This window comes from Ruegeria marisrubri, from assembly GCF_001507595.1.
GTDB lineage: Bacteria > Pseudomonadota > Alphaproteobacteria > Rhodobacterales > Rhodobacteraceae > Ruegeria > Ruegeria marisrubri.
Window position 1 is genome coordinate 1 of the sequence record NZ_LQBQ01000037.1, and the last position, 13,251, is coordinate 13,251.

Below are 13,251 nucleotides of genomic sequence, written 5' to 3' on the forward strand. Positions count from 1 at the left end.
CTGCAGCACCTCAGCGCCGCCGGTGAGGGGCTATTTACGGATTACTCCAAACACCCGCAACCCCCCAATACACAAAAAATCAAAAAAAATGCGGAAATCATGGATAGTAAAACAATTTCAACCGGTTAAGCGGCCCAACGAAGCCCGGCACCCCTATAACATAGGTACGCACAGGCCCCTATCCAAGTGAATCGCTCCGACTCGCGCCCCCTTGGGATGCAGATCGCTGGGATTGGCCGGTCGCCGGAGCGGTCTCACCTCTAAACCACTTGCCTCAAGCCATGGCTTTGCGACGCGCCCCAGGAAGACGCAGAAGCAGCAGCCCAAGCACGATTCCGAAGTAGATCAGCGGCTCGATCTGAAATCCCTTGGCCAACATGACATAGTGAAGGGCGCCCAACAGCGCCGCCGGATAGGTCAGCTTGTGCAGGCTCCGCCAGCGAGGGCCCAGCAGGCGAACCGACCTGTTGTTCGAGGTCAGCGCCAAGGGCAGCATCATCAGGAACCCGGCCATGCCGATCGTGATATAGGGCCGTTTCACGATATCGGCCCAGATCTGCGCCGGGATCTGCACATCCAGAACCAGCCAGACCAGAAGGTGACAGAAGACATAGAAAAAGGCGAGCAGGCCGATCGCCCGGCGAAACTTCATCAGGTTCAGCCCGACATATTTTCTGAGAGGTGACATCGCCAAGCCTACGATGACCAGTTGCAAGGCCAGTTCGCCCAGCTCGTGCTCCAAGGCCTTGATCGGCTCGACCCCCAGCCCGCCGGTTGCGCCCTGATACAGAAGAACCGGGGCCGGCAGGAAACCGACGAGATAGACCAGCCACACCGGAATGCGGCGCAGTTGCGCGTTCAACCACTCCATGACGTCAATAATTCTTCGCCAGATCCATTCCATCGTAAAGTCCGGCCACCTCATTTTCATATCCGTTGAACATCAGCGTCGGCACGCGCCTGGAAAACAGGCCGCCACCGATCCGGCGCTCGGTGGCCTGGCTCCAGCGGGGGTGATCCACGTTCGGGTTCACGTTGCTGTAGAAGCCGTATTCGTTCGGGATGGACATGTTCCAGCTGGTTGGCGGCTGCGTGTCGGTCAGGGTGATGCGCACGATCGACTTGATCGACTTGAACCCGTATTTCCACGGCACCACCAGACGCAGCGGCGCGCCGTTCTGCTTCGGGACCGGCTTGCCGTAGATCCCCGTCGCGATCAGCGTCAGCGGGTGCAGCGCCTCGTCCAGCCGTAGCCCCTCGCGGTAAGGCCAGTCGAGAACCGGGAAGCGGGTGCCGGGCATCTCCTCGGGGCGGTAGAGCGTTTCAAAGGCCACGTATCTGGCCTCGGGCCGGACGCCCACCATGTCCAACAGATCGGCAAGCTCGAACCCGTTCCACGGCACCACCATCGACCAGGCCTCGACGCAGCGGAAGCGATAGATGCGCTCCTCGATCGTCATCTCCGAGAGGATGTCCTGCAGGTCGTAGTCGCCGGGGCGCTCGACCAGCCCGTCGATCTTGACGCTCCAGGGCTCGGTGGTCAGGGCGCCGGCGTATTTCGCGGGGTCCTCCTTGCGGGTGCCGAATTCGTAGTAGTTGTTGTACGAGGTGATCTCCTGCCACGAGTTCGGTTCCAGCTTGTCTGCCAGGGCCGGACCGGCCAGCGCGGAAAGGCCAAGGCCGGCGGCGCCGGTGATGAACTTCCTGCGGTTGAAGAATACGGCTTCGGGCGTCACGTCCGAAAAGGTCAGGTCATTCTGCCAGCGATTGGCCATCTCGGTCTCCAGTTTCATCAATTTTCACCGGCTTAGCCGCCCTGAAGGAAGTTGCCAAAGCAACTCGCCTCACATTCGTGACAAGGCGCTGTAACCTTTTCTGGTGTCCTCGCCATCCAAGTATACAGCATACCTGCGGGGTTCGGCTCTACCCGGTTTGCGTGGACCAAAGGAAATCGGAAGAATCATGCTAAAATTCCTATATGTTGATCTGGCGCAAGGCAGAATCGGCCAGAGCGTCCAAGCTGTCTGCCCATGTCGCGCCAGGGACGACCACAAAGGGAGAAGGAAATTGAGAAAACTCTTGCTAGCAACCTGCTGCATTTGGGGGGCGGCTGCCGCCCAGGCACAGGATATGGTGAGCTACACGAGCTCGGACAGTTTCGACGACGTGGCCTTCGCCGTCGAAACCGCCATCGTCGGTGAAGGGCTGGTGGTGGATCACGTCAGCTACGTGGGGGACATGCTGAAGCGGACCCGCGAAGACGTGGGATCGGACAAGGTGCTGTTCACCAAGGCGAATGTCTATACGTTCTGCTCGGCGGCCGTGTCGCGGCGGGTGATGGAGGCCGACCCCATGAACATCGTCCATTGTCCCTATGGCATCTTCGTGGCGCAGCTTGCGGACAAGCCCGACGAAGTCGTCGTCGGGTACCGCCAGTACCCCGAAGGTCCGATGCAGGAGGTTCAGTCGCTGCTGGACGGCATCGTGAAGGACGCCCTGGGCGAATAGGCCGGACCGGGCGGTTGTTCCGTTTTGTACCGCCACGGAAAGGCCGATCTTCCGTTTTGTACAACGAGAAACGGCTGGGGGCAGGCGCCGCGCCCCCCCCGGCCGCCGGCGCACTGGATCTCTGCCGGGTGATCCGAACGCGGGGCACCCGCGTATTACATGCAATCACCCATCGGAGGAATGAACCATGTCTGCCCGGCCATTCGCGTTGACCCTTGCTCTTGCCGCCGCCCTGCCCCTGTGCGCGCAGGCCGGAAACGAGTCACGGTCGAAAGCCTATCAACTGGACAGCGGCCTGATCGAGGTGATCGCGGATTTTTCGGAAAACGCGATCTACTGGTGCGGCGCGGGGGATTACGCGCTGACGCGATTGAAGAAGCCTGCGAACCAGAGGCTGTATGTGTGGAAGGGCCCCTCGGCCAGCACGGCCCAACCGGGTGAGCGCGCCGTGACCTTCGGCTTTGAGCGCCCCCCCGGTGCTGCAGAGGTCAGCACGCTGACGAACGACGTGAAGCTCATCGGGAACTCGCTGTCCGTGGCGCAGGCCAAGAAGACCTGCGACGAAAGAACGGCCAGCGGGTGAAGACTCAGCTTTCCCGTTTCCCGATTCCCAGACCCGCCGGGGTGCCAGACCGCATCGAGCGCAGGACGAGGAAGATGCTTGCCGAAACAATCGCGGCCATGAAGCACCAGATCGAGGTGAAGGCGTAGGAGGCAAAGACGAAGCCGATGACCATCGTGGCCAGGATCAGGTAGCCAAAGCCGCGCATCTGGGGATGGCTGGACCCGATCAGGGAAAGGCAGATGATCGCCGCATAGAACAGCCGGGCGGCGTATCTGACGAAGTCATCCGGCATGACTCTGGGGTTGTCATACTGGATCGAGTGCTGGACCAGGGATATCCCAAGCGAGTCCGGCTGCAGGAGAACAGGCAGGAATAGCAGCATCCCAAAGCCGAAGCCGACGGCCGAGACACCCATGAACATCCGGCGCCGCATGACGCTCGGTTCGATCAGCGCCGAGGAGAGCGGCACCCAGACCGGCCAGAACCAATAGGCGAAAAACAAGAACACCATCGCAGCCGGGACCGAGGGCGACGTGTCTCCGAGAGACAGCCAGAGGACGCCTTCGGCGATTTGCTGAACGCCAAAGAACAACGGAAAGGCGGCCAGCGGCAGAAACCGCGCGCCCATTTCACGCCCCATTCCGAACGTCAGGCCGCTGCACCCCACCAATGCGGCACCGGCTATGAAACTTGCCTCGGCGGAAAAACACATGGTTCCGGCACTATACAGTCTTGCCACCCCGCCGTCGCGGCACCGGGAAAATGGCACGCGGTCGCGTGTCCTATTGGCCATAACCCCCGACGACGCCGGGACACGTCGTCAGCTGCGGCCAGAGTTCACCTGTTTCAAACAGGCTCGGATTTCGCCGATTTCGTCGATTTCCTGGCGATCTCGGCGGCTTCTTCCAATGTCTCCTCGACCGCTTCGGCCTCGGTCTCGGTCGCATAGCTGGCGCAGCGCGACATCGTGTCGAGCCATTCACGGGCATCCTCGACCAGCCGCTCCATCGAATGGCGCTGCCAGTCCAGCATGGCCTCCATCGCCTTGGCCGGGTCCGCCCGCCCCTCTGCCGTGGCGGCGCGGGCGGCGGTCAGTGCCGTGCGGATGGCCTCGTGGCGGCGTTCGAACCAGTGGTGGGCAAAGCGTTCGGTCTCGTCCAGGAATTTTTCCTGCGCGTCCCAAAACTGTTCGATCTGCGGCTTGAGCAGGGGGTTGACCGACGAGGCAGCCTGCAACGGTTTCAGGATGTCCGAGAATGCCTTGGGCGCGTCGGCCTTGGTTTTCTTTCTGGTCATGAGCGTTTCTCCTCGTAACAGAAATGGCCTTTCGTCATTGTCTCAGCCTTCGGGGGTTTCCGCCTTAATTGAAATCAAATCCGGGGAGGTTTTCGGGCAAAAAGTCAGACCCATCCGTGCGTTCTTGCCAGCCAGTGCAGAAGGCACAGCGCCGCAATCGCCCCGGCGGAAAAGGCCAGAAGCGTCGGCCAGTCCAGCCTCAGCATCTGCGCGCCCAGCCATGTGCTCAGCAAGGTGATGGGCAGGATGCCGATGGCGGTGGTCCAGACAAAGGTCCACAGCCGCACCCGCGTCAGGCCGGCGGCGTAGTTGATCAGGTTGAAGGCCACCACCGGCAGCAGGCGCAGGACCAGCAGGGTGAAAGCCCCCTGCGTCTCGGTCCAGTCGTCCAGACGCCGGGCCTGCGCCGTGCCGAGCCAGCCGCGCACCGCCTCGCGCCCCAGCCAGCGCGCCAGCCCGAAGGCCACCAAGGCCCCCGCCATCGCCCCCACCCAGATCAGCGCGCCGCCCAGCAGGGTGCCGAACACGGCCCCGGCGCAGAGCGCCAGGATCTCGGCGGGGAACGGCACGAAACTGTGCAGGACCATCAGGCCGATCACCACGACCGGGGCCCAGATGCCTGCCGCGCGCAGCTGCGCCGCCATCTGCTCGGGGCTGGCGAATTGCCCGGCATGGGCATAGGCCAACACCGCCCCGGCCAGAAGCACGGTCAGAAGCGCAAGAATGGCGGCCCTTTGCCCAAAGGATGTCATGGCGCATGCCTTTCGCATGGGCGGTTAAGAGCAAGACCATAGCAGGCCTGGCGGCACCGATCACTCGCGCCCCGCGCCGCTGCACGCAGAATTGAAGGCTCGGATCGAGCGGCGCGCATCCATGCAGACGTGAAAAGACCCCGGACATGTGCCGGGGTCTTTCCTGTGTGTCAGATCAGACGGGTCTTAGTGGACGACCGCGTCATCGGGCGTGGGCCGGTCCGATGTGCCGACCCGATCGCCGATGATCAGCCCATCGGGGCCGGCGGTGACCGGAACGGTGTCGCCGTCCTTGATCTCGCCGGCCAGCATGGCTTCGGCCAGCGGGTTCTGCAGGGCGCGCTGGATCACGCGCTTGAGCGGACGGGCGCCGAAGACCGGGTCGTAGCCTTCGTTGGCCAGCCATTCCCGCGCCGAGTCGTCCAGCACCAGGTCGATCTTGCGAGCGGCCAGACGCTTTTTCAGGCGCGCGATCTGGATGTCGACGATGCCGTCCATGTCCGACCGCTTGAGCCGGTCGAAGATGACCATCTCATCGAGGCGGTTGAGGAACTCGGGGCGGAAATGCGCCCGCACCGCGTCCATCACGTCGCGCTTGGCCTCGGCGGCGTCGGCCCCCTCGGGCAACTGGCTGAGCGCCTGCGAACCGAGGTTCGAGGTCAGGATGATCAGCGTCTGCTTGAAGTCCACCGTGCGGCCCTGACCGTCGGTCAGCACGCCGTCGTCGAGCACCTGCAGCAACACGTTGAACACGTCCGGGTGGGCCTTTTCGACCTCGTCGAACAGCACGACCTGATAGGGCCGGCGGCGGACCGCCTCGGTCAGCACCCCGCCCTCGTCATAGCCGACATAGCCCGGCGGCGCGCCGATCAGGCGGGCGACGGCGTGTTTCTCCATGAACTCGGACATGTCGATGCGGACCATCGCATGTTCGTCGTCGAACAGGAACTCGGCCACGGCCTTGGTCAGCTCGGTCTTGCCGACGCCGGTGGGGCCGAGGAACAGGAACGAGCCCAGCGGCCGGTTCTCGTCGTTCAGACCCGCGCGGGCGCGGCGGACGGCGTTGGCCACGGCCTGGACGGCGGTGTCCTGGCCGATGACGCGGCGGTGCAGCTCGTCTTCCATGCGCAGCAGCTTCTCGCGCTCGCCTTCCAGCATCTTCGAGGTCGGGATGCCGGTCCAGCGTTCGACCACCGCGGCGATCTGTTCGGGGCGCACGGCCTCTTCGACCATCATGCCGGTTTCCTCGGCGGCTTCGGCCTCGGCCAGCTTTTTCTCGAGCTCGGGGATGATGCCGTAGGACAGCTCACCCGCCTTGGCGAGGTTGCCTTCGCGCTTGGCGATCTCCAGCTCGGCGCGCGCCTTGTCCAGCTGTTCCTTCAGCTCGCGGGCGCTGGCCAGCTTGTCACGCTCGGCCTGCCACTGGGCCGTCATCTCGGCGGATTTCTCCTTGAGCTCGGCCAGTTCCTTCTGGAGCGTTTCCAGACGGTCCTTGGACGCCGCGTCGTCTTCCAGCTTGAGCGCCTCTTCCTCGATCTGCATCTGCAGGATCTGGCGATCGAGCTGGTCGAGTTCCTCGGGCTTGCTGTCCACCTCCATGCGCAGGCGCGAGGCGGCCTCGTCCACGAGGTCGATCGCCTTGTCGGGCAGGAAACGGTCGGTGATGTAGCGGTGCGACAGGGTCGCCGCCGCGACAAGCGCCGAGTCCGAGATGCGCACACCGTGGTGCAGCTCGTATTTCTCCTTGATGCCGCGCAGTATCGAGATCGTGTCCTCGACCGTGGGTTCCTGCACGAAGACGGGCTGGAACCGGCGGGCAAGGGCCGCGTCCTTCTCGACGTATTTGCGGTACTCGTCCAGCGTGGTGGCGCCGATGCAGTGCAGCTCGCCCCGCGCCAGCGCCGGCTTGATCAGGTTGGCCGCATCCATCGCGCCGTCGGCCTTGCCGGCGCCCACCAGCGTGTGCATCTCGTCGATGAACAGGATGATCTCGCCGGCGGCTGCCGTGATCTCGTTCAGGACGGCCTTCAGGCGCTCTTCGAACTCGCCGCGGTATTTCGCACCGGCGATCAGCGCGCCCATGTCGAGCGCCAGAAGCTTCTTGTCCTTGAGCGATTCCGGCACGTCGCCGTTCACGATGCGCAGGGCCATGCCCTCGGCGATGGCGGTCTTGCCGACGCCGGGCTCACCGATCAGGACCGGGTTGTTCTTGGTGCGGCGCGACAGGACCTGCATGGCGCGGCGGATTTCCTCGTCGCGGCCGATGATCGGGTCGATCTTGCCCTCGCGGGCGGCCTCGGTCAGGTCGCGGGCATATTTCTTGAGCGCGTCATAGCCCTCTTCGGCGTTGGCGCTGTCCGCGGTGCGGCCCTTGCGGATGTCGTTGATCGCCTCGTTCAGGCTCTGCGCCGACACGGCGCCGGCCTCCAGCGCCTCCTTGGCCTTGGATTTCACCATGCACAGCGCCATCAGCACGCGCTCGACCGGAACGAAGCTGTCGCCGGCCTTCTTGGCGATCTTCTCGGCCTCGTCCAGCACCTTGGCCGTCTGGGTGTCCAGATAGACCTGCGCCGCGTCGCCGCTGACCTTGGGGATTTTCGACATGGCGACGTCCAGAGCCTCGACGACCCGTTCGGGGGAACCGCCGGCGCGGGTGATCAGGTTGCTTGCCAGCCCCTGATCGTCATCCATCAATGCCTTGAGAAGGTGCTCGGGGGACAGTCGCTGGTGCCCCTCGCGAATTGCAATCGTCTGAGCCGCCTGCACGAATCCTCGTGCCCGCTCGGTGAACTTGTTCAAGTCCATCATTCTCTCCTTTTCCAAGCGCCCAAGGTTTTGCGCCCGCTCGGCGGCACGCGTCAGTTCTGGGCCTCGAAATCAATCTGGGAAATATCGCTGCGGCTTCAAGGGGGCTGGCCGAGAATTCCGGCCCGAGTTTCCCGACCGGTTCCCCGTTGCGCGACCGCGCCGCGCCTTGGGCGCGGCGCCGGGCCCAAGGCCGCAATGCAGACCGCTGGTCTGCGTTCGGGCGCGGGAGTTTCTCGGCCCGCCGGCCTTGCCCGCGGGCCAACGGCTCCTTATGAAGCGCCCAGCCCGCAACAAGGAGAGCTGCCATGTCCGATGACCGCCTGATCGTCGCCCTCGATGTCCCGAACGCGCTGGAGGGGCTGAAGCTGGTCGAGACGCTGGGCGACGCGGTGTCGTTCTACAAGATCGGGCTGGGCATGCTGACCGGGGGCGGGCTGGCCTTGGCCAACGAGCTCAAGCAGGAGCATGGCAAGCGCATCTTTCTGGACATGAAGCTCTTTGACATCGGCAACACGGTCGAGAATGCCGTGCGGGGGCTGGCGCAGTTCGATCTGGATTTCCTGACCGTGCATGGCGACCCGCATGTGGTGCGCGCCGCCAAGGAAGGGGCGGCAGGCAAGGATCTGAAGATTCTGGCCGTCACGATCCTGACCTCGCTGAACCGCGCGGATCTGGATGCCGGGCTGATCAAGGAAGGCGCGGTGCAGGATCTGGTGATCGAGCGCGCGGCGCGGGCATTCGAGGCGGGGGCCGACGGCGTCATCGCCAGCCCGCAGGAAGCCGCCCTGATCCGCGCCCTGCCGCAGGCCGAGGGGCGCCTGATCGTGACCCCGGGCGTGCGGCCCGCAGGCGCCGCCCTGGGCGACCAGAAACGCGTCGCGACCCCGGCGCAGGCGGTTGCCGACGGGGCGGATCACATCGTCGTCGGGCGCCCGATCTACCGCGCGAAAGACCCCAAAGCCGCCGCGCGGGCCGTTCTGGACGAATTGGAATCGGCGAACGGCAACTGAGCCGATCTGGACCGCGCCTTTCGCATTTTGCCCGAATTTCCGGCGCAACCGTTTGAGTTCGCGCGATTTTGCCGCCCAACCGCGCCAAATTGCCTCTGTGCCCTCAAAAGCACATGGAAAAGGCGAGTTTTCCCTGCGTCACCTCCGCCCCTATCGCCAATGGCGATTCTGGGCGACGCTTGACCTGAGACACTCCCCAACGAACCATTTCTTCCTGAGGTTCGTTTCCTCCCCCCGCCGGAACAGCGGGGGGTTTTCTTGGGGGAGAACCCCGACAATTCTGATCCCTGCCCCGCCCTTTGATCGGCGGCCGCTTCTGGTGTAGCTGGAACAGGCGAATCCCGGATCAGGAAAAGTGGAATGCCCGGCCTGTGTCGCGACTGCATGACCCGTTTTGACGACGCCCGGCGCTGCCCGGGCTGCGGCAGCCCGCGCGTGGTGCGGCATCCGGAACTGTTCGACCTGACCATCGCGCACATGGACTGCGACGCCTTCTATGCCTCGGTGGAAAAGCGCGACAACCCCGAACTGGCCGACAAGCCGGTGATCATCGGCGGGGGGCGGCGCGGCGTGGTGTCCACCGCCTGCTACGTGGCGCGCATCCGCGGCGTGCGCTCGGCCATGCCGATGTTCCAGGCGCTGAAGCTGTGCCCCGACGCGGTGGTGATCAAGCCGCGCATGTCGGTCTATGCCGAGGTGTCGCGCCAGATCCGCGCGATGATGGACGAGCTGACCCCGGACGTGGAACCGCTGTCTCTGGACGAGGCCTTCATGGACCTGTCGGGCACTCAGCGCCTGCACGGTGCGCCGCCCGCGGTGATGCTGGCGCGGCTGGTCAAGCGGATGAAGGACGAGCTGGGCGTGACCGGCTCGATCGGGTTGTCGCACAACAAGTTCCTGGCCAAGGTGGCCTCGGACCTCGACAAGCCGCGCGGGTTTTCGGTGATCGGCAAGGCGGAAACGGCGGAGTTTCTGCACGACAAGCCGGTGCGGCTGATCTGGGGCATTGGCCCGGCGGCGCAGGAGTCGCTGGAGCGCGCGGGCATCCGCACCTTCGCCGATCTGCTGCGCTGGGACCAGGAGACGCTGACCGCCCGGTTCGGGTCCATGGGCCATCGGCTGTGGCATCTGGCGCGCGGGCAGGACAAGCGCCGGGTCTCGGCGCACACGCCGATGAAGTCGATCAGCAACGAGACCACATTCTTCGAGGACACCGCCGACCCGGACGTGCTGGACGGGCATCTGTGGCGGATGGCGGAAAAGGTCGCCGACCGCGCCAAGGCCAAGGGGCTGGCGGGGCGGGTGGTGACGCTGAAGCTGAAACGGGCCAACCACAAGATCCTGACGCGGCGCGTGTCGCTGCGCGACGCAACCCAGATGGCCGACCGGATCTATCGCACCGCGCGCGGCCTGTTCGATCAGGTGGGCGACCAGGGGCCCTATCGCCTGCTGGGCTGCGGCCTGTCGGACCTGTGCGATGCGGATCAGGCGGACATCTCGGGCGACCTGCTGGACCCCGGCGCGGCGCGGCGGTCGGAGGCCGAACGGGCAGCCGACGAGATCCGGCGCAAGTTCGGCGCGGATGCGATTCTGAAAGGACGGGCGCTGCGTTAGACGCGCGCTGTGTTCCGCCCTTACTCGGCGGCCAGTTGCACCCGGTCCTGCCCGATGGCGGCGATCTCGGCGATCACCGCGCGCAACACCCGGCGGAAGGTCTCGAAGTTTTCGTTGGGCTCGATTTTCGCCTCGTCGATATAGAGCGAGCGGTCGATCTCGATCTGAACCGCGTGCTGGTGCCGCGACGGCCGCCCGTAGGTCTGGGTGACATAGGCGCCCGCGAAGGGCGCGTTGCGCGAGACGGTCAGACCGGCCGCCGCGAAAGCGGCCTCGATTCGATCCACGATCTCGGCCGAGGCCGACGCCCCGAACCGATCGCCCAGCACGATTTCCGGCCGGGCGCTGCGGTTGCGGGTCAGCCCGGCGACCGCCTCGCGCGGCATCGAGTGGCAATCGACCAGAATCGCCTGACCGAACTGCCGGCGTGATTCGTCGAGCAGCGATTGCAGCCGGGCATGGTAGGGATGCCAGTAGGTCTCGATTCGCCGCTGTGCCTCGGCCATCGGCAGCTTGCCGCGATAGATCGCCCGTCCGTTGGCCACCACGCGGGGAATCACCCCCAGCCCCGAGGCCACGCGCGGGTTGTGGCCATTGCGCCGCGCCCCTTCGATCAGCGCCGGGTCCAGTTCCTCGGCCGCGCGATTGAGGTCGAGATAGGCGCGCGGCACCGCGGATTTGAGCAATGGCGCCCCATATTCGGCGGCCGGCTCGAACAGCATGTCAACGAAAGCGTCCTCGGACGAGCGAATCGCATGGCGGCCCAGCACCGATCGCTGAAGGAACTCGGCAGGATAGTCACGCCCGCTGTGCGGCGAGGAAAACACCACGCAGGAGGTGCGCCTGGCGGGCAGGCTGATATGGTAGGCTGCGTTCTGCATGTTCTCTCCTTGTCGGAAAGAAACATAGCCCGGAAAAATGTTGCACCAAAGCCCTTGATCCCCCCGACGACTCCTTTTATAGACCCCTCCACCGGCGCGGGGTTCCGCGCCCCATTTCGTTCTGGGGCGGATCTCGCAAAGGGAAAGTGGGCGGTTAGCTCAGCGGTAGAGCACTTCGTTGACATCGAAGGGGTCACAAGTTCGATCCTTGTACCGCCCACCATCTGTTTCACTGTTTCGGGTCTGACCCGGGGCACCCGCTAACCCAGGCGCTGGCCCGCGCCGCAGGAACTGGAGATAGGCCATGAAGGTCAAGAACTCGCTCCGCTCGCTCAAGAACCGGCACCGCGACTGCCGGGTCGTGCGTCGCAAAGGCCGCGTCTACGTCATCAACAAGACGCAGCGCAAGTTCAAAGCCCGCCAGGGCTGAGAACGGCGATACACCGTTTCAAGGAACCGCGCCTTCGGGCGCGGTTTTTTTGTGCTCAATCGGCCCCGCGGCCCCGCCTGAGAACCCTCCGCACGAGCCATGTGATGCAACAGGCCGCCATCGCGTAGGAGACTGAAACGAACAGGGCGAAGCCTGTCTTTATCGGCCAGCCGACGCCCAACCGTTCGGGGGAAAAGTCCCTGAGAGCGCCGCGACATTTTTAACCAAGTAATTTTGTCGGTTTTTTCTTGCATCCCGCCCGGAATCCTTTAATTGAGCAAATCAGTCAGATTTTTCGCGAACAAAAACAGTAGGGACACACCAATGCTGAAATCCTCCACCTGCATCGCCGCCGCGCTGACCGCCCTCATCGCGACCTCGGCCGCCGCCGAGGGCGAACTGAACCTGTATTCGTCGCGCCACTATGACACTGACGAGCGCCTCTATACCGATTTCGAAGAGGCCACCGGCATCAAGATCAACCGCATCGAAGGCAAGGCCGACGAGCTGATCGCGCGGATGGAAGCCGAGGGCGCGAACTCGCCCGCCGACATCCTGCTGACCGTGGACACCTCGCGCCTGGCGCGGGCCAAGAACGCCGGTCTGCTGCAGGCGATCGACAGCGCCGTTCTGGAAGAGCGCATCCCCGCCAACCTCCAGGACGAGGACAACCAGTGGTTCGGCTTCTCGCAGCGCGCGCGCATCATCTTCTACGACAAGAATGACGTGACCAACCCGCCGGCCACCTACCTGGATCTGGCAAACGCCGAATACAAAGGTCTGGTCTGCATCCGCTCGTCGACCAACACCTACAACCAGACGCTGCTGGCCTCGATCATCACCCACCACGGCGCTGAGAAGGCCAGGGAATGGGCCGCGGGCGTGGTCGCCAACATGGCGCGCGACCCGCAGGGCGGTGACACCGACCAGCTGCGCGGCATCGTGTCGGGCGAGTGCGAGATCTCGGTCTCGAACTCCTACTACTTTGCCCGGGCGCTGCGCAAAAACGTCAAGGGCCTGTCGGACAGCATCGACATGATCGGCATCCAGTTCCCGTCGCAGGACGCGGAAGGCGCGCATATGAACCTGTCGGGCGCCGGTGTCGCGGCGCATGCCCCGCACAAGGACAACGCCATCAAGTTCCTGGAGTATCTCGCCAGCGATCAGGCGCAGGTCTATTTCTCGAACGGCAATGACGAATACCCCGCCGTCGCCGGCGTACCGCTGGCCGAGAACGTGGCCGCTCTGGGTGAGTTCAAGGCCGACGACATCAACCTGTCGGAAGTTGCCAAGAACATCCCCGAGGCGCAGAAGATCTTCAACGAGGTCGGCTGGAAGTAATCCGCCCGAAAAACAGGCATCCAAGGGCGCAGGGGTTTCCCTGCGC

Annotated in this window: 13 protein-coding genes and 1 tRNA gene; 7 read left to right on the forward strand and 7 right to left on the reverse strand. The window is 64.4% G+C overall.

Annotated elements, in window-relative coordinates:
• Nucleotides 1-274 precede the first annotated feature (274 nt).
• Entirely contained in the window at nucleotides 275-871 is a 597-nt protein-coding gene (gene msrQ, locus AVO45_RS16550; RefSeq protein ID WP_068349299.1) for a protein-methionine-sulfoxide reductase heme-binding subunit MsrQ, read from the reverse strand.
• A gap of 4 nt (nucleotides 872-875) precedes the next feature.
• The gene (gene msrP / locus AVO45_RS16555) at nucleotides 876-1,775 is read right to left on the reverse strand and encodes a protein-methionine-sulfoxide reductase catalytic subunit MsrP (protein WP_068349605.1); all 900 of its coding nucleotides are present in this window, start codon (nucleotides 1,773-1,775) and stop codon (nucleotides 876-878) included.
• A gap of 355 nt (nucleotides 1,776-2,130) precedes the next feature.
• Here msrP and AVO45_RS16560 point away from each other — a divergent pair, with 355 nt between their 5' ends.
• Both AVO45_RS16560 and AVO45_RS16565 read left to right on the forward strand, forming a co-directional pair.
• Nucleotides 2,131-2,508: a DUF302 domain-containing protein gene (locus AVO45_RS16560; protein ID WP_240482161.1), complete on the forward strand. Its 378-nt coding sequence runs from the start codon at nucleotides 2,131-2,133 to the stop codon at nucleotides 2,506-2,508.
• A gap of 187 nt (nucleotides 2,509-2,695) precedes the next feature.
• Nucleotides 2,696-3,091: a hypothetical protein gene (locus AVO45_RS16565; protein WP_068349303.1), complete on the forward strand. Its 396-nt coding sequence runs from the start codon at nucleotides 2,696-2,698 to the stop codon at nucleotides 3,089-3,091.
• Nucleotides 3,092-3,095: 4 nt separating this feature from the next.
• Here AVO45_RS16565 and AVO45_RS16570 read toward each other — a convergent pair whose 3' ends face one another.
• The 4 genes from AVO45_RS16570 to clpB form a co-directional block, all read right to left on the reverse strand.
• Nucleotides 3,096-3,785, reverse strand: a complete 690-nt coding sequence (locus AVO45_RS16570) for a DUF6629 family protein (protein ID WP_068349304.1) — start codon at nucleotides 3,783-3,785, stop codon at nucleotides 3,096-3,098.
• A 134-nt stretch (nucleotides 3,786-3,919) separates the two neighbouring features.
• Entirely contained in the window at nucleotides 3,920-4,369 is a 450-nt protein-coding gene (locus tag AVO45_RS16575; protein WP_068349305.1) for a phasin family protein, read from the reverse strand.
• 104 nt (nucleotides 4,370-4,473) lie between these two features.
• Nucleotides 4,474-5,121, reverse strand: a complete 648-nt coding sequence (locus AVO45_RS16580) for a TVP38/TMEM64 family protein (protein ID WP_068349306.1) — start codon at nucleotides 5,119-5,121, stop codon at nucleotides 4,474-4,476.
• A gap of 186 nt (nucleotides 5,122-5,307) precedes the next feature.
• Nucleotides 5,308-7,926, reverse strand: coding sequence for an ATP-dependent chaperone ClpB (clpB, locus tag AVO45_RS16585; protein ID WP_068349607.1), 2,619 nt, complete (start codon nucleotides 7,924-7,926; stop codon nucleotides 5,308-5,310).
• 308 nt (nucleotides 7,927-8,234) lie between these two features.
• Between clpB and pyrF the strand changes: the two genes are divergently transcribed.
• Together pyrF and AVO45_RS16595 are read left to right on the forward strand one after the other, a co-directional pair.
• Nucleotides 8,235-8,939 (forward strand): orotidine-5'-phosphate decarboxylase, encoded by a 705-nt coding sequence (gene pyrF, locus AVO45_RS16590; RefSeq protein WP_068349307.1) that lies wholly within the window; start codon nucleotides 8,235-8,237, stop codon nucleotides 8,937-8,939.
• Between the two features lie 360 nt (nucleotides 8,940-9,299).
• Entirely contained in the window at nucleotides 9,300-10,553 is a 1,254-nt protein-coding gene (locus AVO45_RS16595; RefSeq protein WP_068349308.1) for a DNA polymerase IV, read from the forward strand.
• A 20-nt stretch (nucleotides 10,554-10,573) separates the two neighbouring features.
• Here the strand turns inward: AVO45_RS16595 and AVO45_RS16600 are convergent, their stop codons facing one another.
• Nucleotides 10,574-11,434, reverse strand: a complete 861-nt coding sequence (locus tag AVO45_RS16600; RefSeq protein ID WP_068349310.1) for an N-formylglutamate amidohydrolase — start codon at nucleotides 11,432-11,434, stop codon at nucleotides 10,574-10,576.
• Nucleotides 11,435-11,582: 148 nt separating this feature from the next.
• Here AVO45_RS16600 and AVO45_RS16605 point away from each other — a divergent pair.
• The 3 genes from AVO45_RS16605 to AVO45_RS16615 all read left to right on the forward strand — a co-directional run bounded on the left by AVO45_RS16605 (nucleotide 11,583) and on the right by AVO45_RS16615 (nucleotide 13,205).
• Nucleotides 11,583-11,657: transfer RNA gene (locus AVO45_RS16605), tRNA-Val, on the forward strand.
• An 81-nt stretch (nucleotides 11,658-11,738) separates the two neighbouring features.
• Complete coding sequence (ykgO, locus tag AVO45_RS16610; RefSeq protein ID WP_005648635.1) at nucleotides 11,739-11,864, forward strand: type B 50S ribosomal protein L36; 126 nt, start codon at nucleotides 11,739-11,741, stop codon at nucleotides 11,862-11,864.
• A 324-nt stretch (nucleotides 11,865-12,188) separates the two neighbouring features.
• Nucleotides 12,189-13,205: a Fe(3+) ABC transporter substrate-binding protein gene (locus tag AVO45_RS16615; protein WP_068349312.1), complete on the forward strand. Its 1,017-nt coding sequence runs from the start codon at nucleotides 12,189-12,191 to the stop codon at nucleotides 13,203-13,205.
• Nucleotides 13,206-13,251 lie beyond the last annotated feature (46 nt).

What these genes read in the sequence shown, in the direction of transcription:
- AVO45_RS16595 (WP_068349308.1), top strand. Translation starts at nt 9,300, where the DNA reads ATGCCCGGCCTGTGTCGCGACTGCATGACCCGTTTTGACGACGCCCGG.
- AVO45_RS16615 (WP_068349312.1), top strand. Translation starts at nt 12,189, where the DNA reads ATGCTGAAATCCTCCACCTGCATCGCCGCCGCGCTGACCGCCCTCATC.
- msrP (WP_068349605.1), bottom strand. Translation starts at nt 1,775, where the DNA reads ATGGCCAATCGCTGGCAGAATGACCTGACCTTTTCGGACGTGACGCCC.
- ykgO (WP_005648635.1), top strand. Translation starts at nt 11,739, where the DNA reads ATGAAGGTCAAGAACTCGCTCCGCTCGCTCAAGAACCGGCACCGCGAC.
- clpB (WP_068349607.1), bottom strand. Translation starts at nt 7,926, where the DNA reads ATGGACTTGAACAAGTTCACCGAGCGGGCACGAGGATTCGTGCAGGCG.
- AVO45_RS16560 (WP_240482161.1), top strand. Translation starts at nt 2,131, where the DNA reads ATGGTGAGCTACACGAGCTCGGACAGTTTCGACGACGTGGCCTTCGCC.
- AVO45_RS16580 (WP_068349306.1), bottom strand. Translation starts at nt 5,121, where the DNA reads ATGACATCCTTTGGGCAAAGGGCCGCCATTCTTGCGCTTCTGACCGTG.
- AVO45_RS16600 (WP_068349310.1), bottom strand. Translation starts at nt 11,434, where the DNA reads ATGCAGAACGCAGCCTACCATATCAGCCTGCCCGCCAGGCGCACCTCC.
- msrQ (WP_068349299.1), bottom strand. Translation starts at nt 871, where the DNA reads ATGGAGTGGTTGAACGCGCAACTGCGCCGCATTCCGGTGTGGCTGGTC.
- AVO45_RS16570 (WP_068349304.1), bottom strand. Translation starts at nt 3,785, where the DNA reads ATGTGTTTTTCCGCCGAGGCAAGTTTCATAGCCGGTGCCGCATTGGTG.
- AVO45_RS16575 (WP_068349305.1), bottom strand. Translation starts at nt 4,369, where the DNA reads ATGACCAGAAAGAAAACCAAGGCCGACGCGCCCAAGGCATTCTCGGAC.
- AVO45_RS16565 (WP_068349303.1), top strand. Translation starts at nt 2,696, where the DNA reads ATGTCTGCCCGGCCATTCGCGTTGACCCTTGCTCTTGCCGCCGCCCTG.
- pyrF (WP_068349307.1), top strand. Translation starts at nt 8,235, where the DNA reads ATGTCCGATGACCGCCTGATCGTCGCCCTCGATGTCCCGAACGCGCTG.